This window comes from Pseudomonas sp. P5_B3 (assembly GCF_056400405.1).
The window spans coordinates 51,175-71,378 of record NZ_JBFULI010000013.1 but is presented as its reverse complement, the minus strand read 5'-3'; the positions used below and the strand labels follow the sequence as shown (position 1 = coordinate 71,378).

The window sequence follows — 20,204 nt, the reverse complement described above, 5'->3', positions numbered from 1 at the left end:
AGGAGCGAGCCTGCTCGCGATGGTCGCCAACGATGACGCGTTCATGCTGAAAAAACGCGGCGTTCTGCAGTCCATCGCGAGCAGGTCGGATCGCCGCACCGTCGCTCCTACAGGATCAAGCCTGCGCCTGACCCTCGGCCAGGAAGAACCAGGTTTCCAGCACGGAATCCGGGTTCAACGAAACGCTTTCAATGCCCTGCTCCATCAGCCACTTGGCCAGGTCCGGGTGGTCCGAAGGGCCCTGACCACAGATGCCGATGTATTTGCCGGCCTTGTTGCACGCGGCAATGGCGTTGGCCAACAGCTTCTTGACCGCCGGGTTACGCTCATCGAACAGGTGCGCAATGATCCCGGAGTCACGGTCCAGGCCCAGGGTCAACTGGGTCAGGTCGTTGGAGCCGATGGAGAAGCCGTCGAAGAACTCGAGGAATTCTTCAGCCAGGATGGCGTTGGACGGCAGTTCGCACATCATGATCACACGCAGACCGTTTTCGCCGCGGGCCAGGCCGTTTTCCGCCAGCAAATCGACCACCTGGCTCGCTTCGCCCAGGGTACGGACGAACGGCACCATGATTTCGACGTTGGTCAGGCCCATCTCGTTGCGCACACGCTTCAGAGCGCGGCATTCGAGTTCGAAGCAGTCACGGAACGATTCGCTGATGTAACGCGACGCACCGCGGAAGCCCAGCATCGGGTTCTCTTCTTCCGGCTCGTAGAGCTTGCCGCCGATCAGGTTCGCGTATTCGTTGGACTTGAAGTCCGACAGACGCACGATGACCTTTTTCGGCCAGAACGCCGCGGCCAGGGTGCTGATGCCTTCGACCAGTTTCTCGACATAGAAGCCGACTGGATCGTTGTAACCGGCGATGCGCTTGTCGACGCTTTCCTTGATGTCCAGCGGCAGGCCGTCGTAGTTCAGCAGTGCCTTGGGGTGCACGCCGATCATGCGGTTGATGATGAACTCCAGGCGGGCCAGGCCCACACCGGCGTTCGGCAGTTGCGCGAAGTCGAAGGCGCGGTCCGGGTTGCCGACGTTCATCATGATCTTGAACGGCAGCTCAGGCATGGCGTCCACGGAGTTCTTCTTGATGTCGAAGCCCAGTTCGCCTTCGAAGATGAAACCGGTGTCGCCTTCAGCACAGGAAACGGTCACGCCCTGGCCGTCTTTCAACAGCTGGGTGGCATTGCCGCAACCCACTACAGCCGGGATACCCAGCTCACGGGCGATGATCGCCGCGTGGCAAGTACGGCCGCCACGGTTGGTGACGATCGCGCTGGCGCGCTTCATGACCGGTTCCCAGTCCGGGTCGGTCATGTCGGACACCAGTACGTCGCCTGGCTGGACCTTGTCCATCTCGGACACGTCCTTGATGATGCGGACCTTGCCAGCGCCGATGCGCTGGCCAATGGCGCGGCCTTCCACCAGCACGGTGCCGGTTTCTTTCAACAGGTAACGTTCCATGACGTTGGCCTGGGTGCGGCTCTTCACGGTTTCCGGACGGGCCTGCACGATGTACAGCTTGCCGTCGTCACCGTCCTTGGCCCACTCGATGTCCATCGGGCACTTGTAGTGCTTCTCGATGATCATCGCCTGCTTGGCCAGCTCGCTGACTTCGGCGTCGGTCAGGCAGAAACGTGCGCGTTCGGCCTTGTCCACGTCGACGGTCTTGACCGAACGACCGGCCTTGGCTTCGTCGCCGTAGATCATCTTGATGGCCTTGCTGCCCAGGTTACGGCGCAGGATGGCCGGACGACCGGCCGCCAGCGTGCCCTTGTGGACGTAGAACTCATCCGGGTTCACCGCGCCTTGTACGACGGTTTCACCCAGGCCGTAGGCGCCGGTGATGAACACTACGTCGCGGAAGCCCGATTCGGTATCGAGGGTGAACATCACGCCGGCGGTGCCGGTTTCGGAACGGACCATGCGCTGCACGCCAGCAGACAGGGCAACCAGCTTGTGGTCGAAGCCCTGGTGCACGCGATAGGAAATGGCGCGGTCGTTGAACAGCGAGGCGAACACCTCTTTGGCGGCGCGAATGACGTTTTCGACACCACGGATGTTCAGGAAGGTTTCCTGCTGGCCGGCGAAGGAAGCGTCCGGCAAGTCTTCGGCGGTGGCGGAAGAGCGCACGGCCACGGCCATGTCAGGGTTGCCGGCGGACAGCGTGGCGAACGCGGTACGAATTTCGGCATTCAGTTTTTCAGGGAACTCGGCTTCCATGATCCACTGGCGGATCTGGGCACCAGTCTTGGCCAGGGCATTCACGTCATCGACGTCCAGGGCATCGAGGGCGTCATGAATCTGCTGGTTCAGGCCGCTCAACTCCAGGAAATCACGATAAGCCTGAGCGGTCGTGGCGAAGCCACCGGGCACCGATACACCGGCACCTGCCAGATTGCTGATCATCTCGCCGAGGGATGCGTTCTTGCCCCCCACATGCTCTACATCATGGACGCCGAGCTTATCGAGGGAAACTACGTACTCTACCAAGGTGATCTCTCCACTAACTGTGTTGGAAAAGCTCAAAACCGGCTGCTCGGGGGAGCGTTTGCCGGCTATATGGCCTGGACCTGGAAAATAAGTGAGAATGCGGGCCAACGGTGGCCGACAAATCGCGCCTATCATATCCAAGATTCGTCACTAGCTTAAGGCCCAAGGTGCAAATGAAACGATCTGCTTTCTTTATCTCCGATGGTACCGGCATTACCGCCGAAACCCTGGGTCAAAGCCTTCTGGCGCAGTTCGAAAACATTACCTTCAGCAAAGTCACGCGGCCGTATATCGACAACGTGGACAAAGCGCGGGCCATGGTACAACAAATCAACAAAGCCGCTGAAACCGACGGTTTCCGGCCGATTATCTTCGACACCATCGTCAATCAGGACATTCGTGAGATTCTCGCAACCTCGAATGGTTTCATGATCGACATATTCTCGACGTTCCTGGCACCGCTTGAACAGGAACTGACCGAGCATTCTTCCTACACCGTGGGCAAATCCCACTCCATCGGCTCCAATACCAATTACATGGAGCGTATCGAAGCGGTGAACTTCGCCCTCGACAACGACGATGGCGCCCGCACGCACTATTACGACAAGGCCGACCTGATACTAGTGGGCGTGTCGCGATGTGGTAAGACGCCGACGTGCCTGTACATGGCGATGCAATTCGGTATCCGCGCAGCCAACTACCCGCTGACCGAAGACGACATGGAACGCCTGCAACTGCCAAACGCCCTGCGCGCCCACCAGCACAAGCTGTTCGGCCTGACCATCGACCCGGACCGCCTCACCGCGATCCGCAACGAGCGCAAGCCCAACAGCCGCTATTCGAGCTACGCCCAGTGCGAGTTCGAAGTGCGCGAGGTCGAGAACCTGTTCCGCCGCGCAAACATCCCGCACATCAACTCCACGCATTTCTCTGTAGAAGAAATCTCGGCGAAGATTCTTGTGGAGAAAGGTGTGGAGCGGCGGTTCAAATAACTCTGTAGCGCCTGATCTATTGCCATCGCGGGCTTGCCCGCGATGAACGATGACGCGGTTTAACTAAATGACAAACAAATCCACAAACCGGTTCACCGCTGTCGCCTCAAGCTTCTCCTGATCATTGCACAACGCAAAAATCTCCTCGCTACGCTGACCGGTGAATCGTGTCAGTAAATTCGCCTTGAACTTGTCCTCCAGCAACGGGATACCTTCAGCCCGGCGCCGCCGATGCCCGATCGGGTACTCCACCACGACGTTATCAGTGCTGGACCCATCCTTGAAAAACACCTGCACCGCATTGGCAATGGAGCGCTTGTCGGCCTCCAGATATTCACGGGTGTATCGTGGTTCCTCGACGATAACCATCTTGTCGCRCAGCACATCGATGATTGGATGCGCCCTGTGGAAATCGTCCTCGTAGTGCTCCGCCACCAGATTGCCGAAGGCCAGCGGCACGGCGGTCATGTACTGGATGCAGTGATCGCGGTCAGCGGCGTTTGCCAATGGACCGACTTTGGAAATGATGCGAATCGCCGATTCATGGGTGGTGATGACAATCCTGTCGATTTCGTGCAGGCGATTACGTACTTGCGGATGCAAGGTCACCGCCGCTTCGCAGGCCGTTTGCGCATGGAACTCGGCCGGAAAACTGATCTTGAACAGCACGTTTTCCATCACATAACTGCCGTACGGTCGCGAAAAACCGAATGCACGTTTGTCTTCAGGCTTGAGCGCCAGGTCATTGTTGGTGTGGCTGAACAGTACGTCGTAAAAGCCCCACTGTTTGGCACTCAACACGCCGGGAATACCCATCTCGCCACGCATCGCAATATCCGCCAGGCGCACGCCACGACTGGACGCATCGCCCGCCGCCCAGGACTTGCGCGAGCCGGCATTCGGCGCATGCCGGTACGTGCGCAAGGCCTGGCCGTCAGCAAAGGCGTGGGACAACGCCGACAACAACTGCTCGCGATTGGCGCCCATGAGTTTGGCGGTGACCGCGGTCGAGGCGACTTTCACCAGAATCACGTGATCGAGGCCGACGCGGTTGAACGAATTCTCAAGGGCGATCACGCCTTGAATCTCGTGGGCCATGATCATCGATTCAAGCACCGTGCGAACGGTCAGCGGCACCTCGCCATTGGCCAGGCGTTTTTGTGAAAAATGGTCAGCCACCGCGAGAATGCCGCCGAGGTTATCCGACGGATGCCCCCACTCGGCGGCGAGCCAGGTGTCGTTGTAGTCGAGCCAGCGCACGATGCAGCCGATGTCCCAGGCCGCCTTCACCGGATCGAGCCGGTAACTGGTGCCCGGCACACGGGCGCCAAACGGTACGACGGTGCCTTCGACCACAGGTCCCAGGTGTTTGGTGCATTCGGGAAAACGCAGGGCCAGCAGGCCGCAACCCAAGGTATCGATCAGGCAGTTGCGCGCGGTGTCCAGCGCTTCTTTGGACTCGACTTTGTAGTTCAACACATAATCGGCAATGTCCTGCAGGACCTTGTCGTAGTCGGGACGGTTGTTCAGGTCGACGTTGGCACTCATGTTCGATTCACTCTATGAAGCGGGTCGTTGATGGGACCTCGGTTCAGGGACCAATCTCAGTCGGTGACCAGTTTCTTATTATCGAAATACAGTTCCCTGTGGGAGCGAGCTTGCTCGCGATGACGTCGGCACATCCAGCATTGATGTTGCCTGACACTCCGCTATCGCGAGCAAGCTCGCTCCCACAGGGTTTTGTGTTCAGCTCAAAATCGGATTAGAACGAGTCACCCGGCACCCGCACATAACCTTCCATCAACACCCGCGCACTGCGGCTCATGATCGCCTTGTTCACGGTCCACTCTCCGTTGACCAGACTGGCTTCGGCGCCAACGCGCAAGGTGCCGGACGGATGGCCGAAGCGCACCGCATTGCGTTCGATACCGCCCGCCGCGAGGTTGACCAAAGTGCCGGAAATCGCTGCTGCCGTGCCGATCGCCACCGCCGCCGTGCCCATCATCGCGTGGTGCAATTTACCCATGGACAGTGCGCGCACCAGCAGGTCGACATCCCCCGCTGCTATCGCCTTGCCGCTTGAGGCCACGTAGTCCGCAGGCTTGGCCACGAAGGCCACCTTCGGCGTGTGCTGCCGCTTGGCCGCTTCGTCGATGCTCGAAATCAGACCCATGCGCAATGCGCCGTAGGCACGGATGGTTTCGAACATCAGCAAGGCTTTCGGGTCGCCATTGATCGCGCCCTGCAACTCGGTGCCCTTGTAGCCGATGTCTTCGGCATTGACGAAAATCGTCGGGATGCCGGCGTTGATCATAGTCGCCTTGAAGGTACCGACGCCGGGCACTTCCAGGTCATCCACGAGGTTGCCGGTAGGGAACATCGAACCGCCGCCGCCCTCTTCATCCGCCGCCGGATCGAGAAACTCGATCTGCACTTCGGCCGCCGGGAAGGTCACGCCGTCGAGTTCGAAATCGCCGGTTTCCTGCACTTCACCGTTGGTGATCGGCACGTGGGCGATGATGGTCTTGCCGATGTTGGCCTGCCACACGCGAACCACCGCCACGCCGTTGTGCGGGATGCGGCTGGCGTCCACCAGACCATTGCTGACGGCGAACGAACCGACCGCCGCCGACAGGTTGCCGCAGTTGCCGCTCCAGTCCACGAACGGCTTGTCGATCGACACCTGTCCGAACAGATAATCGACATCGTGATCGGCCTTGATGCTTTTCGACAGAATCACGGTTTTGCTGGTGCTGGAGGTCGCGCCGCCCATGCCGTCGATTTGTTTGTCGTACGGGTCGGGGCTGCCGATCACGCGCAATAACAGCGCATCGCGGGCCTGGCCTGGAACCTGTGCAGCCTCGGGCAAGTCTTTCAGGCTGAAGAACACGCCTTTGCTGGTGCCGCCGCGCATGTAGGTGGCTGGAATTTTAATCTGAGCTGCGTGAGCCATGGTGCTCGTTACTCCTGATCTGAAAGCAGACACGGGACTCAAAGTCCCGTGTCTGTACTGCGTGTATTAAACGGCGACCGCCGACTCTTCGAGGAAGTCCTGGGCGAAGCGTTGCAACACGCCGCCGGCCTCGTAGATCGACACTTCTTCAGCGGTGTCGAGGCGGCAGGTCACGGGCACATCGACTCGCTCGCCATTCTTGCGATGGATCACCAGTGTCAACTCGGCACGCGGGGTGCGTTCACCGATCACGTCGTAGGTTTCGCTGCCGTCGATGGCCAGGGTATGGCGGTTGGTGCCGGGTTTGAACTCCAGCGGCAACACGCCCATGCCCACCAGGTTGGTGCGGTGAATGCGTTCGAAACCTTCAGCGGCAATCGCCTCGACACCCGCCAGCCGTACACCCTTGGCCGCCCAGTCACGGGACGAACCCTGGCCGTAGTCGGCACCTGCGATAATGATCAGCGGCTGCTTGCGATCCATGTAGGTCTCGATGGCTTCCCACATGCGCATCACTTTGCCTTCCGGCTCGACACGGGCCAGCGAACCCTGCTTGACCTCGCCGTTTTCCTGAACCATTTCGTTGAACAGTTTCGGGTTGGCAAACGTCGCGCGTTGCGCGGTCAAATGGTCGCCCCTATGAGTCGCGTAAGAGTTGAAGTCCTCTTCCGGCAGGCCCATTTTCGCCAGGTATTCGCCGGCGGCGCTGTCCATCATGATCGCGTTGGACGGCGACAGGTGATCGGTGGTGATGTTGTCCGGTAGCACCGCCAGCGGGCGCATGCCCTTGAGCGGACGTGCACCGGCCAACGCACCTTCCCAGTACGGCGGACGGCGGATGTAGGTGCTCATTTCACGCCAGTCGTACAGCGGCGCGACTTTCGGGCCGGTGTCTTCGTGGATGGCGAACATCGGAATGTAGACCTGGCGGAACTGCTCCGGCTTCACCGACGTCTTGACCACGGCGTCGATTTCTTCATCGCTCGGCCAGATGTCTTTCAGGCGGATTTCCTTGCCATCCACCACGCCCAGCACATCTTTTTCGATGTCGAAACGGATGGTACCGGCAATCGCATACGCAACCACCAATGGCGGCGACGCGAGGAACGCTTGCTTGGCGTACGGGTGAATCCGCCCGTCGAAGTTACGGTTGCCGGACAACACCGCAGTGGCATACAGGTCACGGTCGATGATCTCTTGCTGGATCACCGGGTCCAGTGCGCCGGACATGCCGTTGCAGGTGGTGCAGGCGAAGGCCACGACGCCGAAACCGAGTTGCTCCAGCTCATCGGTCAAACCGGCTTCATCGAGGTACAGCGCCACGGTTTTCGAGCCCGGCGCCAGGGACGACTTGACCCACGGCTTGCGGGTCAGGCCAAGCTTGTTGGCGTTGCGCGCCAGCAGGCCGGCGGCAATCACGTTGCGCGGGTTGCTGGTGTTGGTGCAGCTGGTGATGGCGGCAATGATCACCGCGCCGTCCGGCATTTGACCCGGCACATCGTCCCATTGGCCGGAGATGCCTTTGGCTGCCAGATCCGAAACCGCGACACGGGCGTGCGGGTTACTCGGGCCGGCCATGTTGCGCACCACCGAAGACAGGTCGAAGGTCAGGCCGCGCTCGTATTGCGCACCTTTGAGGCTGTCTGCCCACAGACCGGTTGTCTTGGCATAGTTCTCGACCAGTTGCACCTGTTCGTCTTCACGCCCGGTGAGCTTGAGGTAGTCGATGGTCTGCTGGTCGATGTAGAACATCGCTGCGGTGGCGCCGTATTCCGGGGCCATGTTGGAGATGGTTGCGCGGTCGCCAAGGGTCAGCTTTGATGCGCCTTCGCCGAAGAACTCCAGCCACGCGCCAACGACTTTTTGCTTGCGCAGGAACTCGGTCAGCGCCAGCACCATGTCGGTGGCGGTAATGCCCGGTTGCAGCTTGCCAGTCAGTTCGACGCCAACGCTTTCCGGCAGACGCATCCACGATGCGCGGCCGAGCATCACGCTTTCGGCTTCAAGACCACCGACACCAATGGCGATCACGCCCAACGCATCGACGTGCGGGGTGTGGCTGTCGGTGCCGACGCAGGTATCAGGGAAGGCCACGCCGTCACGTACCTGGATCACCGGAGACATTTTCTCCAGGTTGATCTGGTGCATGATGCCGTTGCCCGGCGGGATCACGTCGACGTTCTTGAAGGCCTTCTTGGTCCAGTTGATGAAGTGGAAACGGTCTTCGTTGCGACGGTCTTCGATGGCGCGGTTCTTCTCGAACGCCTGCGGATCGAAACCACCGCGCTCGACGGCCAGGGAGTGGTCGACGATCAGTTGCGTCGGCACTACCGGGTTGACTTGCGCAGGGTCACCGCCTTGCAGGGCGATGGCGTCACGCAGGCCGGCGAGGTCGACCAGCGCGGTCTGGCCGAGAATGTCGTGGCACACCACCCGGGCCGGGAACCACGGGAAGTCGAGGTCGCGCTTGCGCTCGATAAATTGTTTCAGGGATTCGGTGAGCGTGGCCGGGTCGCAGCGACGCACAAGGTTTTCCGCCAGCACGCGGGAAGTGTACGGCAGGGTGTCGTAGGCGCCAGGCTGGATCGCCTCGACCGCTGCGCGGACATCGAAGTAATCCAGGTGGCTGCCAGGCAGCGGTTTACGGAATTCAGTGTTCATCGTCAGGACTCGGTCACGGTAGTTACAAAAGGTGGGGCCTGGCACCAGACTTGAAGTTCACACCATCCACTGTGGGAGCGAGCTTGCTCGCGATAGCGATGGAACTGGCGACATTGATGTTGAATGTCAGCCCGTCATCGCGAGCAAGCTCGCTCCCACAGGGATCTGCGTTGCATTCAGATCCCGGTGCCGACCTCCACCATTCAGCGTTGTTCGATTGGTACGAACTTGCGCTGTTCAACGCCTACGTACTCGGCGCTTGGACGGATGATGCGGTTGTTGGCACGTTGTTCGTACACGTGGGCGGCCCAGCCGGTCAGGCGCGAGCAGACGAAAATCGGTGTGAACAACTTGGTCGGAATGCCCATGAAGTGGTACGCCGAGGCATGGTAGAAATCGGCGTTCGGGAACAGTTTCTTCTGCTCCCACATGGTCTTGTCGATGGCTTCGGACACAGGGAACAACACCTTGTCACCCACTTCGTCAGCGAGTTTTTTCGACCAGCCCTTGATCACCTCGTTACGCGGATCGTTGTCCTTATAGATCGCGTGGCCGAAGCCCATGATCTTGTCCTTGCGCTCGAGCATGCCGAGGGTGCCCTTGATCGCGTCTTCCGGCGTCGAGAAACGCTCGATCATTTCCATCGCCGCTTCGTTGGCACCACCGTGCAGCGGGCCGCGCAGCGAGCCGATGGCCGCCGTGATGCACGAATACAGGTCGGACAGGGTCGACGCGCAAACACGTGCGGTGAAGGTCGACGCGTTGAACTCGTGCTCTGCGTAGAGGATCAGCGAAACGTTCATCACCTTGACGTGCAGCTCGCTCGGTTTCTTGCCGTGCAGCAGGTGCAGGAAGTGGCCGCCGATGGACGGCTCGTCACTCACGCAATCGATGCGCTTGCCTTCGTGGCTGAAGTGGTACCAGTAAGTCATGATCGCCGGGAACGCGGCCAGCAGGCGGTCGGTCTTGTCGTGTTGCTCGGAGAAATCGTTCTCCGGTTCCAGGTTGCCGAGGAACGAGCAACCGCTGCGCATCACGTCCATCGGGTGGGCGTCGGCGGGGATGCGTTCCAGCACTTCTTTCAGTGCTTGCGGCAGGTCACGCAGCTTGCTCAGTTTGTCGATGTAGGCGTTCAGTTGCGCTTTGTTCGGCAGCTCGCCGTACAGCAGCAGGTAGGCGACTTCTTCGAACTGTGCGTCAGCCGCCAGTTCACGTACGTCATAACCACGATAGGTCAGACCGGCGCCCGACTGCCCCACGGTGGACAGTGCGGTTTGCCCGGCTACCTGGCCACGGAGCCCGGCGCCACTGAGTACTTTTGCTTCGGCCATTTTTTGTCTCCAATATTCTTTTTGTCAGAGAAACCTGTAGGAGCGAGCCTGCTCGCGAAGGTGGATGTAACACCTCGGTGCATCATGGACACCACGTAATCGTTGACGTCCATCGCGAGCAGGCTCGCTCCTACATATAAAAGGTTCGATTACTTCTTAGCGGCGAACAACGCATCGAGCTTCTGCTCGAAGGTGTGGTAGTCGATGCGATCGTAAAGCTCCATGCGCGTCTGCATKGTGTCGATGACGTTTTGTTGCGTGCCATCGCGACGGATCGCGGTGTAGACGTTTTCTGCGGCCTTGTTCATGGCACGGAACGCCGACAGCGGGTACAGCACCAGCGATACGTCGGCAGCGGCCAGCTGTTCGGTGGTGTACAGCGGCGTCGCGCCGAATTCGGTGATGTTGGCCAGGATCGGCGCTTTCACACGGCTGGCGAACAGCTTGTACATGTCCAGCTCGGTGATAGCTTCCGGGAACACCATGTCCGCACCGGCCTCGATGCACGCGGCGGCGCGATCCAGGGCAGACTCCAGGCCTTCCACCGCCAGGGCGTCGGTACGGGCCATGATCACGAAGCTGTCATCGGTACGCGCATCGACGGCGGCCTTGATGCGGTCGACCATTTCCTGCTGGGTCACGATTTCCTTGTTAGGACGGTGACCGCAGCGCTTGGCGCCAACCTGGTCTTCGATGTGAATCGCCGCGGCGCCGAATTTGATCATCGACTTGACGGTGCGAGCGACGTTGAACGCCGAGGAACCGAAACCGGTATCCACGTCCACCAGCAACGGCAGGTCGCAAACATCGGTGATACGGCGCACGTCGGTCAGCACGTCATCCAGGCCGGTGATGCCCAGGTCAGGCACGCCGAGGGAGCCGGCAGCCACCCCGCCACCCGACAGGTAGATCGCCTTGAAACCGGCGCGCTTGGCCAGCAGCGCGTGGTTGGCATTGATCGCGCCGACCACTTGCAGTGGGTGTTCGCTGGCGACCGCATCGCGGAAACGCTGGCCTGGTGTGCTCTTGTTCAAACTCATGACTCACCTCGTTTGGCTGTCGGGTTGACGCCGTCCTGGTAATGACGGGCGATATTGCGTTTGGAGGCGCCGATGTGACGGCGCATCAACAACTCGGCCAGCTCACCGTCACGGTCGGCGATGGCATCGAGAATGCGGTGGTGCTCGGCGAACGCCTGGTGCGGGCGATTGGGCGTGGTGGAAAACTGGATGCGGTACATGCGCACCAGTTGATAGAGCTCGCCGCAGAGCATTTGGGTCAGCGTGCGGTTGCCGCTGCCCTGGATGATTCGGTAATGGAAGTCGAAATCGCCTTCCTGCTGGTAGTAGCCTCTCCCGGCCTGAAACGCCTCATCGCGCTCGTGGGTTTCCAGGACCCGACGCAGCTCGTCGATTTCTTCGACGCTCATGCGCTCGGCGGCGAGGCGACAGGCCATGCCTTCCAGGGATTCGCGGATTTCGTAGAGTTCCAGCAGCTCAGCGTGATTGAGCGACACCACCCGCGCGCCGACATGCGGCACGCGAACCAGCAGGCGCTGGCCTTCCAGACGGTGGATGGCCTCGCGCAACGGGCCACGGCTGATGCCGTAGGTGCGTGCCAGCTCCGGTTCGGAGATTTTGCTGCCCGGCGCAATCTCGCCTTTGACGATAGCCGCCTGAATGCGTCGGAAGACGTTCTCGGACAGGGTCTCCGTATCGTCTTGCGCTGAAACGGGGGGATCGAGTTGATCCAGCATATTGTCGACACCTTGTGAGCCAGTGCCGCAAAAACTAACGAATACAGGCGACACAGTCAAAGGTTAAATCGATATTGTCGACAATCTTCTGATAACCGGCTGCACCATAACGAAGCAACCCCTCTGTTTATAGCCACCGGCCAGCGCTGGCGCCATCAAACTACCGTGCTAGAATGCCGCCCGCATTTGTTTGTCACATCTGCACTGCCTGTCATAAAAACCTGACAGGCATACGAGGGAGCTTGCGCAGCGATGCCAGGGCCTTGAATCAAGTCGGACCGCTGCGCACCAGGATTTATGAGACTCAAGCCCTTCCCTGCCTTCCTTTATTTCCTTTGCATGCCCGGCTTCGCAATCGCCGGGGAAAAGACCGTGTATGGCCTCAATGAGTACGCATCGCTCAATGGCATCGATCTGGAAGTGGCGGCCAAACTCGACACCGGGGCAAAAACCGCGTCCCTGAGTGCACGGGATATCAAACGCTTCAAACGCAACGGCGAGTCGTGGGTGCGCTTTTATCTGGCCATCGACACCGCCCATTCGCACCCGATCGAACGCCCGCTGGCCCGTGTCAGCAAGATCAAGCGCCGGGCCGGCGACTACGACCCGGAGGAAGGCAAGAAGTACACTGCCCGCCCGGTGATCGAACTGGACATCTGCATGGGCTCGGCCCTGCGCAGCATCGAAGTGAACCTGACCGACCGCAGCGCTTTCCAATACCCGCTACTGATTGGCTCCGAAGCCCTCAAACGCTTCGATGCACTGGTCGACCCCAGCCTTAAATATGCTGCCGGCAAACCCGCCTGCACCACCGACGCTTATACCGCCGAGTAATTCAAATGCGCTCTCTTACCCTTCATCTGAAACTGCTGATCGCCATCCTGGTGGCGCTGGGCATTTCAGTTACGGCCTATCAGATCTTCGTACTGGGCATCCCGGTGACCGAAGACGCCACTGACGACCTGTGGAACATCGACGCCAAGGTCGAGTTCGTCGCCAGTGCCAAGGACCCGGTCAAGATCCAGATGTTCGTGCCGCCGCTGAGCCGCGACTTCGTCAGCCTCAACGAGAGTTTCATCTCCAATAACTACGGCGTGGCCGTGAACCGGGTCGACGGCAACCGCAAGGTCACCTGGTCGGCGCGCCGGGCCAAAGGCAATCAGACGCTGTATTACCGCCTGGTGCTGACCAAGCGTTATTCCGGTGAGAAAGCCAAGATCAAAGGCCCGACCTTTCGCGACAGCATGGCCATCGAAGGTCCGGAAAAAATCGCCGCCGAAGCTCTGCTCGCACCGATTCGCCAGCACTCGGCCGACGTCGAAACCTTCGTCGGCGAATCCATCAAGCGAGTCAACAACCTCAACGACGACAACGTGAAGCTGTTGCTGGCCGGTGATCCGTCCACCGCACACAAGGCAAAAATCGTCGAGTTGCTACTGTCCATCGCCCACGTGCCGGTCGAGAAGGTCCACACCATCCGCCTGGTGGCCGACCAGCCGCAAATACCGGAACTGTGGCTGCGCAGTTTCAATGGCACCAACTGGCTGTACTTCAACCCGGAAACCGGTGAACAGGGCCTGCCGACCGACCGCCTGCTGTGGTGGACCGGCGACGAAAACCTGATCACCGTCGACGGCGGCAAGAAAGCCAACGTAACCTTCAGCCTGAACAACAGCGAAATGAACGCCATTCGCCTGGCCAAGCTGACCGACGAAAACACCGACGCCAACTTCCTCGAGTACTCGCTGTACGGCCTGCCGCTGCAAACCCAGCAGACCTTCATGATCATGGTGATGATCCCGATCGGCGTGCTGGTGATCCTGATCCTGCGCAACCTGATCGGCATCCAGACCCTCGGCACCTTCACCCCGGTACTGATCGCCCTGGCCTTCCGCGAAACCCAGCTCGGCTTCGGCATCATGCTGTTTACCATCATCACGGCACTGGGCCTGTCGCTGCGCTCCTACCTTGAACACCTGAAGCTGCAAATGTTGCCGAGGCTGTCGGTGGTGCTGACCTTTGTGGTGGTGTTGATCGCAGCCATCAGCCTGTTCAGCCATAAACTCGGCCTGGAGCGCGGCTTGTCGGTGGCGCTGTTCCCGATGGTGATCCTGACCATGACCATCGAACGCCTGTCGATCACCTGGGAAGAACGTGGCGGCGGCCATGCGATGAAAGTGGCCATTGGCACACTGTTCGCCGCGTCCCTGGCGCACCTGATCATGACCGTGCCGGAACTGGTGTACTTCGTGTTCACTTTCCCGGCGATCCTGCTGATCCTGGTGGGTTTCATGCTGGCCATGGGTCGTTATCGCGGTTATCGCCTGACTGAACTCGTGCGTTTCAAGGCTTTCCTGAAAAAGGCTGACGCCTGATGTTCGGCTTCTGGAAGACCTGGAAGGCCCTGGAAGCCCGAGGCATCATGGGGATCAATCGGCGTAACGCAGACTATGTGCTCAAGTACAACAAGCGCAGCCTGTACCCGATCGTCGATGACAAGATCATCACCAAGGAGCGCGCCATCGCCGCCGGCATCCATGTGCCCGAGCTGTATGGCGTGATCTCCACCGAGAAGGAAATCGACAATCTCGAAGAGATCATCGGCGCACGCAGCGACTTCGTGATCAAACCGGCCCAGGGCGCTGGCGGCGATGGCATCCTGGTCATCGCCGACCGTTTTGAAGGCCGATATCGCTCGGTGTCCGGCCGGATCATCAGCCATGAAGAAATCGAGCATCAGATTTCCAGCATCCTGACCGGCCTGTACTCCCTGGGCGGTCACCGCGACCGGGCGCTGATCGAGTACCGTGTGATTCCGGACCAGATCTTCAAGAGCATCAGTTACGAAGGCGTGCCGGACATTCGCATCATTGTTTTGATGGGCTACCCGGTGATGGCCATGCTGCGCCTGCCGACGCGCCAGTCCAACGGCAAGGCCAACCTGCACCAGGGCGCCATCGGCGTCGGTGTGGACCTGGCCACCGGCCTGACCCTGCGCGGCACCTGGCTGAACAACATCATCAACAAACACCCGGACACCACCAACGCAGTGGATGGCGTGCAACTGCCCTACTGGGACGGTTTCATGAAACTCGCCGCCGGCTGTTATGAGTTGTGCGGCTTGGGCTACATCGGTGTCGACATGGTCCTGGACCAGGACAAAGGCCCGCTGATTCTGGAGCTCAACGCCCGGCCGGGGTTGAATATCCAGATTGCCAATGACTGCGGGCTGACGTTGCGTACTCATGCGGTGGAAGCACGATTGGAAGACCTGAAGGCTCGTGGCGTGACCGAATCGGTCAAAGAGCGCGTGGCGTTTGTGCAGGAGATGTTTGGGCATATTCCTGCGGTCGAAGGCTGATCTTTTGTGGCGAGGGAGCTTGCTCCCTCGCCACAGAGTTTTGTTTCGGCCGTTATCAATATGCCTCTTTCCAACATCCCTCTAGGACCAAATCCTGCAGAGGTCTACAATCGCCACCCCGCCTCAATGGCTGATCTCCCCCGCCCATGCTGACCTGTTCCGTACACCCGCTGCCCTATCGTGCCAACCCCGCCGAGTATTTCACGGCGATACGTCATGCCCCCGGCGCCGTGCTGCTCGACAGCGGTCGCCCCAGTGCTGACCGGGGTCGCTATGACCTGCTCAGCGCCTGGCCGCTGGAACAATTGACGGTATCGCCCGACGAAAGTGGCGAAGCTTTCCTGCAACGCCTGCGCGATAACCTGACACGCCTGGGCGAAGCCGCTCTGCCAACACCCTATGAGTTGCCGTTTGCCGGTGGATTGATCGGCTACCTGAGTTACGATTTCGGCCGACATCTGGAGCGCCTGCCGAGCCAGGCACAGGACGACCTGCAACTGCCTGACGCGCGTTTCGGCCTGTACGGCTGGGCATTGGTCAGCGATCACCGTTCACTGACCAGTCAATTGGTGTTCCACCCGACACTGCCAGAGAGCGAGCGTCAGCGCCTGATCGATCTGTTCAACCAACCGGCACCTGAAGCGGTCGCGCCCTTCAAACTGCTCACCCCGATGACTGCCGAGTTGAGCGCTGACCAGTATCAACAGGCAATCGGGCGCATCCAGCAATACATTCAGGCCGGCGACTGTTATCAGGTCAACTTCGCCCAGCGTTTTCGAGCGCCCTGCCAGGGTGATCCGTGGATCGCTTACTGTGCGCTGCGCGCAGCGTGCCCGACGCCTTTTTCCGGTTTTCAGAGCCTGCCTGACGGCGATGCCGTACTCAGCCTGTCGCCGGAACGCTTCGTCAAAGTCAGCCAGGGTCATGTGGAAACCCGTCCGATCAAGGGCACTCGCCCGCGGGGCCTGACGCCTGAGCAAGACGCCGCGAACGCCGCCGAATTGCTGGCCAGCCCCAAGGATCGCGCGGAAAACCTGATGATCGTCGACCTGCTGCGCAATGACCTCGGCCGGACCTGCCGCACCGGTTCAGTACGAGTGCCGGAGTTGTTCAGCCTGGAAAGCTATCCAAACGTACATCACCTGGTGAGCAGCGTCACCGGTGAACTGGCGGATGGGCGCGATGCCCTGGACCTGATCGCCGGCAGCTTCCCCGGCGGCTCGATTACCGGCGCGCCAAAGATTCGCGCCATGCAGATCATCGATGAACTGGAACCGACCCGACGCGGACTGTATTGCGGTTCATTGGTCTACCTGGACGTGCGTGGCGAAATGGACAGTTCCATCGCCATCCGTAGCTTGCTGGTCAAGGACGGGCAGGTGTGTTGCTGGGGCGGCGGCGGGATTGTCGCGGACTCGGAGTGGCAGGCTGAGTATCAGGAATCAATCACCAAGGTGAAGGTGTTGCTCGATACCCTGCAAAACCTCTGACACCCCTGCTCCTACAGGCAATGTGTTTACAAACTCAAGGTCCGGTTCGAAGCCTTGATGAACTCCTGCTTCAACGCTTCAAACGTATGCACCGCCGGGAACTGCGGGAACTGCGCAATCACGTTTTCCGGCGCATGGAACAGAATCCCGGCATCGGCCTCGCCCAGCATCGTGGTGTCGTTGTAGGAATCCCCCGCCGCGATCACCCGGTAGTAGAGGCTCTTGAAGGCCAGGACCGACTGACGCTTGGGATCTTTCTGACGCAGTTGATAATCAGTGACTCGCCCGCTGTCGTCAGTAATCAGGCGATGGCAGAGCAAGGTCGGGAAGCCCAGCTGGCGCATCAGCGGCTGGGAGAACTCATAGAAGGTGTCCGACAGGATCACCACCTGGAAGCGCTCGCGCAACCAGTCGACGAACTCGATGGCGCCATCCAGCGGCTTGAGCGTGGCGATCACTTCCTGAATGTCGGAAAGTTTCAGGCCGTGCTCGTCGAGAATCCGCAGGCGCTGCTTCATCAGCACGTCGTAGTCGGGAATGTCCCGGGTGGTGGCCCTGAGGGATTCGATCCCGGTTTTTTCGGCGAAGGCGATCCAGATTTCCGGGACCAGCACACCTTCTAGATCCAGACAGGCAATTTCCACAAGACACTCCCATTTGTATTGATTATTGAGTCGGGCGAGCAAAAAGATTGCCGAACTCTAGCGACTCGGGCCTGCCTGCGCAACGCAGAGGATGCCCCGATCGGCGCAGCTTTTTGTTACCATCGGCCTTATATAGAGCGCCCAGCGCCACCGACCTGTAGGAAGCCGCCCTGATGAGCCCAACGTTCGACGTCGTGGAACTCGCCACGACCTATGCCAACAAATCCGCCCAGGACATCCTGAAACTCGCGTTTGCCGAGTTCGGTGATGACTTGTGGATATCTTTCAGCGGCGCCGAGGACGTGGTGCTGGTGGACATGGCCTGGAAGCTGAACAAGAACGTCAAGGTGTTCAGTCTCGACACCGGCCGCCTGCACCCGGAGACCTACCGTTTCATCGATCAGGTACGCGAGCACTACAAGATCGACATCGAACTGGTGTCGCCGGACTACACGAAACTCGAACCCTTCGTGAAGGAAAAGGGCCTGTTCAGCTTCTACAAGGACGGCCATGGCGAATGCTGCGGCATCCGCAAGATCGAACCCCTGCGCCGCAAGCTGTCCGGCGTGAAAGCCTGGGCCACCGGCCAGCGCCGCGACCAGAGCCCGGGGACCCGCAGCGCCGTCGCGGTGATGGAAATCGACACCGCGTTCTCCACCCCGGAACGCACCCTGTACAAGTTCAACCCGCTGGCGCAAATGACCAGCGAAGAGATCTGGGGTTACATCCGCATGCTGGAGCTGCCGTACAACAGTCTGCACGAGCGCGGCTTCATCAGTATCGGCTGCGAACCCTGCACCCGCCCGGTACTGCCGAACCAGCATGAGCGCGAAGGCCGTTGGTGGTGGGAAGAAGCGACGCAGAAGGAATGCGGGCTGCATGTGGGGAATATCATCAGCAAGTCGAAAGCCTGATCCCAAGCCTTGTGAAATCCCCCCCTCCCACATTGGTTATGTGTCTGCTCACAAAAAATGTGTACACACGAATGTCACCATCGGTGCCATTTGTGTGTGCACTTTTAGTTTCAGCGCCCCAAAAAGTTACATCTCCTTTCCCACCACCTCGCCTGCATCCCCCTCTCCAAAAATAAATACCTGTTCAATCGGTCAATTTAAATGTTGTGTTTTTCAGTGAGTTATTCGTTTTCGATAACAAAACGAAATGAGCACTGATTTTTATAGAATCGCGACAGGCATGGATCTGGCTTAAGTGCATACATATTTTGTATACAACAAATCCAAAACATACACACACTTTAGATCCGCAAGCCTGAAGCGCCCTATCCCGTACAGGCTGCAGATGCCCAGTAACCAATGATATTCGCCACCCGCGACGAAGATTTGTCGAGCCAACGCTCATGCACAGTCATCGCGGCGTCGAGCATCAGGAGCCTGCCGGAATGCGTACCAGTCTCTCCAATAACAACATCGCGCTGGATCTACCCTCCTCCCATTCCACCCACACCGCCGACAATCAGGCGCATCACACCCCTGTGGTGCTCAGTCCCCGACTGCATAACAAGGACCTGGCGCCGACCAAAGCCGAAGGGAGACGCTGGGGGCGCTACAGCATCTTTGCCCTGTGGACCAACGACGTGCACAACATTGCCAACTACTCGTTTGCCATCGGTCTGTACGCTTTGGGTCTGGGTGGCTGGCAGATTCTCCTGTCCCTGGGGATCGGCGCGGCGCTGGTTTACTTCTTCATGAACCTGTCTGGCTACATGGGCCAGAAAACCGGGGTGCCGTTTCCGGTCATCAGCCGGATCAGTTTCGGCATTCACGGTGCGCAGATTCCTGCATTGATCCGCGCCGTTATCGCCATCGCCTGGTTCGGTATTCAGACGTACCTTGCGTCCGTGGTCTTCCGCGTGTTGTTGACGGCGGTCCATCCCGGGTTCGCTGACTACGACCACAACTCGATCCTCGGCCTGTCGACTCTGGGCTGGGTGTGTTTCGTCGCGATCTGGTTCGTGCAACTGGCGATCCTCGCCTATGGCATGGAGATGGTGCGGCGCTACGAGGCATTTGCCGGCCCGGTGATTCTGCTGACCGTCGCCGCCCTCGCCACTTGGATGTACACCCAGGCCGATGCGACCATCGCCGTGCTGATCCTGCCGTGGAACCTCTACAACAGTCCGCTGGTGATCGTGTACTTCCTGTCCGGCCTCGGTGCCCTGCTCGGCCTGTTGTACGGCGTGATCATGGTCGACTACTGGCTGGTGCGAAAAGGCCAGGTCAACGTACCGCAGTTGTACAGCGAAGACCCGAATGGCGCTTATTACTACAGCCGCGGGGTCAATTTACGCGCGGTGGCGGCGTTCATTCCCGCCGCCCTGATCGCCATCGTCCTGGCCCTGGTGCCGGGGTTCCACAGCGTTTCGCCGTTCTCCTGGCTGATTGGTGCCGGCATCGCCGGGATGCTCTACCTGATCATCGCCAAGCGCCAACCGCACTACGCCGATGTCAGCGGTGAAGCCATCGCCGTCGATAACGTCAGCCACTGATCCTGTTGCGGCCCGGTGT

At 59.7% G+C, this 20,204-nt stretch carries 15 protein-coding genes; 7 read left to right on the top strand and 8 right to left on the bottom strand.

Annotated elements, in window-relative coordinates; translation table 11 throughout:
• Window positions 1-115: 115 nt before the first annotated feature.
• The gene (gene ppsA / locus AC1DRN_RS10705; protein ID WP_223462934.1) at window positions 116-2,491 is read right to left on the bottom strand and encodes a phosphoenolpyruvate synthase; all 2,376 of its coding nucleotides are present in this window, start codon (window positions 2,489-2,491) and stop codon (window positions 116-118) included.
• Window positions 2,492-2,664: 173 nt separating this feature from the next.
• Between ppsA and ppsR the strand changes: the two genes are divergently transcribed.
• Complete coding sequence (gene ppsR / locus AC1DRN_RS10700) at window positions 2,665-3,483, top strand: posphoenolpyruvate synthetase regulatory kinase/phosphorylase PpsR (protein WP_223462935.1); 819 nt, start codon at window positions 2,665-2,667, stop codon at window positions 3,481-3,483.
• A 63-nt stretch (window positions 3,484-3,546) separates the two neighbouring features.
• On the opposite strand, the gene prpD is transcribed toward ppsR, so the two are convergent.
• From prpD to AC1DRN_RS10670, 6 genes are all read right to left on the bottom strand, one after another.
• Window positions 3,547-5,031: a 2-methylcitrate dehydratase gene (gene prpD, locus AC1DRN_RS10695; RefSeq protein WP_477786704.1), complete on the bottom strand. Its 1,485-nt coding sequence runs from the start codon at window positions 5,029-5,031 to the stop codon at window positions 3,547-3,549.
• A gap of 214 nt (window positions 5,032-5,245) precedes the next feature.
• Window positions 5,246-6,436, bottom strand: a complete 1,191-nt coding sequence (prpF, locus tag AC1DRN_RS10690; protein WP_223462937.1) for a 2-methylaconitate cis-trans isomerase PrpF — start codon at window positions 6,434-6,436, stop codon at window positions 5,246-5,248.
• A 66-nt stretch (window positions 6,437-6,502) separates the two neighbouring features.
• On the bottom strand, window positions 6,503-9,097 hold the full coding sequence (gene acnD / locus AC1DRN_RS10685; RefSeq protein ID WP_223462938.1) for a Fe/S-dependent 2-methylisocitrate dehydratase AcnD: 2,595 nt from the start codon (window positions 9,095-9,097) through the stop codon (window positions 6,503-6,505).
• A 203-nt stretch (window positions 9,098-9,300) separates the two neighbouring features.
• Entirely contained in the window at window positions 9,301-10,428 is a 1,128-nt protein-coding gene (gene prpC, locus AC1DRN_RS10680) for a bifunctional 2-methylcitrate synthase/citrate synthase (protein WP_223462939.1), read from the bottom strand.
• Window positions 10,429-10,577: 149 nt separating this feature from the next.
• Complete coding sequence (prpB, locus tag AC1DRN_RS10675; RefSeq protein WP_223462940.1) at window positions 10,578-11,468, bottom strand: methylisocitrate lyase; 891 nt, start codon at window positions 11,466-11,468, stop codon at window positions 10,578-10,580.
• Window positions 11,465-12,184 carry a GntR family transcriptional regulator gene (locus AC1DRN_RS10670; RefSeq protein WP_411740714.1) on the bottom strand — a complete coding sequence of 240 codons (720 nt, stop codon included), beginning with the start codon at window positions 12,182-12,184 and terminating at the stop codon, window positions 11,465-11,467. The genes prpB and AC1DRN_RS10670 overlap by 4 nt, the downstream gene beginning before the upstream one ends.
• Before the next feature lie 297 nt (window positions 12,185-12,481).
• Here AC1DRN_RS10670 and rloA point away from each other — a divergent pair, with 297 nt between their 5' ends.
• From rloA to pabB, 4 genes are all read left to right on the top strand, one after another.
• Complete coding sequence (gene rloA, locus AC1DRN_RS10665; protein ID WP_223462941.1) at window positions 12,482-13,018, top strand: retropepsin-like aspartic peptidase RloA; 537 nt, start codon at window positions 12,482-12,484, stop codon at window positions 13,016-13,018.
• Window positions 13,019-13,023: 5 nt separating this feature from the next.
• Complete coding sequence (rloB, locus tag AC1DRN_RS10660; protein ID WP_223462942.1) at window positions 13,024-14,559, top strand: osmotic stress tolerance membrane protein RloB; 1,536 nt, start codon at window positions 13,024-13,026, stop codon at window positions 14,557-14,559.
• The gene (locus AC1DRN_RS10655) at window positions 14,559-15,545 is read left to right on the top strand and encodes an alpha-L-glutamate ligase-like protein (protein ID WP_223462943.1); all 987 of its coding nucleotides are present in this window, start codon (window positions 14,559-14,561) and stop codon (window positions 15,543-15,545) included. The genes rloB and AC1DRN_RS10655 overlap by 1 nt, the downstream gene beginning before the upstream one ends.
• A gap of 146 nt (window positions 15,546-15,691) precedes the next feature.
• Window positions 15,692-17,035 carry an aminodeoxychorismate synthase component I gene (pabB, locus tag AC1DRN_RS10650; protein WP_223462944.1) on the top strand — a complete coding sequence of 448 codons (1,344 nt, stop codon included), beginning with the start codon at window positions 15,692-15,694 and terminating at the stop codon, window positions 17,033-17,035.
• Between the two features lie 26 nt (window positions 17,036-17,061).
• On the opposite strand, the gene thrH is transcribed toward pabB, so the two are convergent.
• The gene (gene thrH / locus AC1DRN_RS10645; RefSeq protein WP_223462945.1) at window positions 17,062-17,679 is read right to left on the bottom strand and encodes a bifunctional phosphoserine phosphatase/homoserine phosphotransferase ThrH; all 618 of its coding nucleotides are present in this window, start codon (window positions 17,677-17,679) and stop codon (window positions 17,062-17,064) included.
• Between the two features lie 173 nt (window positions 17,680-17,852).
• Here thrH and AC1DRN_RS10640 point away from each other — a divergent pair, with 173 nt between their 5' ends.
• Window positions 17,853-18,593: a phosphoadenylyl-sulfate reductase gene (locus AC1DRN_RS10640; protein WP_223462946.1), complete on the top strand. Its 741-nt coding sequence runs from the start codon at window positions 17,853-17,855 to the stop codon at window positions 18,591-18,593.
• Window positions 18,594-19,078: 485 nt separating this feature from the next.
• The gene (locus AC1DRN_RS10635; protein WP_223462947.1) at window positions 19,079-20,185 is read left to right on the top strand and encodes a cytosine permease; all 1,107 of its coding nucleotides are present in this window, start codon (window positions 19,079-19,081) and stop codon (window positions 20,183-20,185) included.
• Window positions 20,186-20,204: the final 19 nt, after the last annotated feature.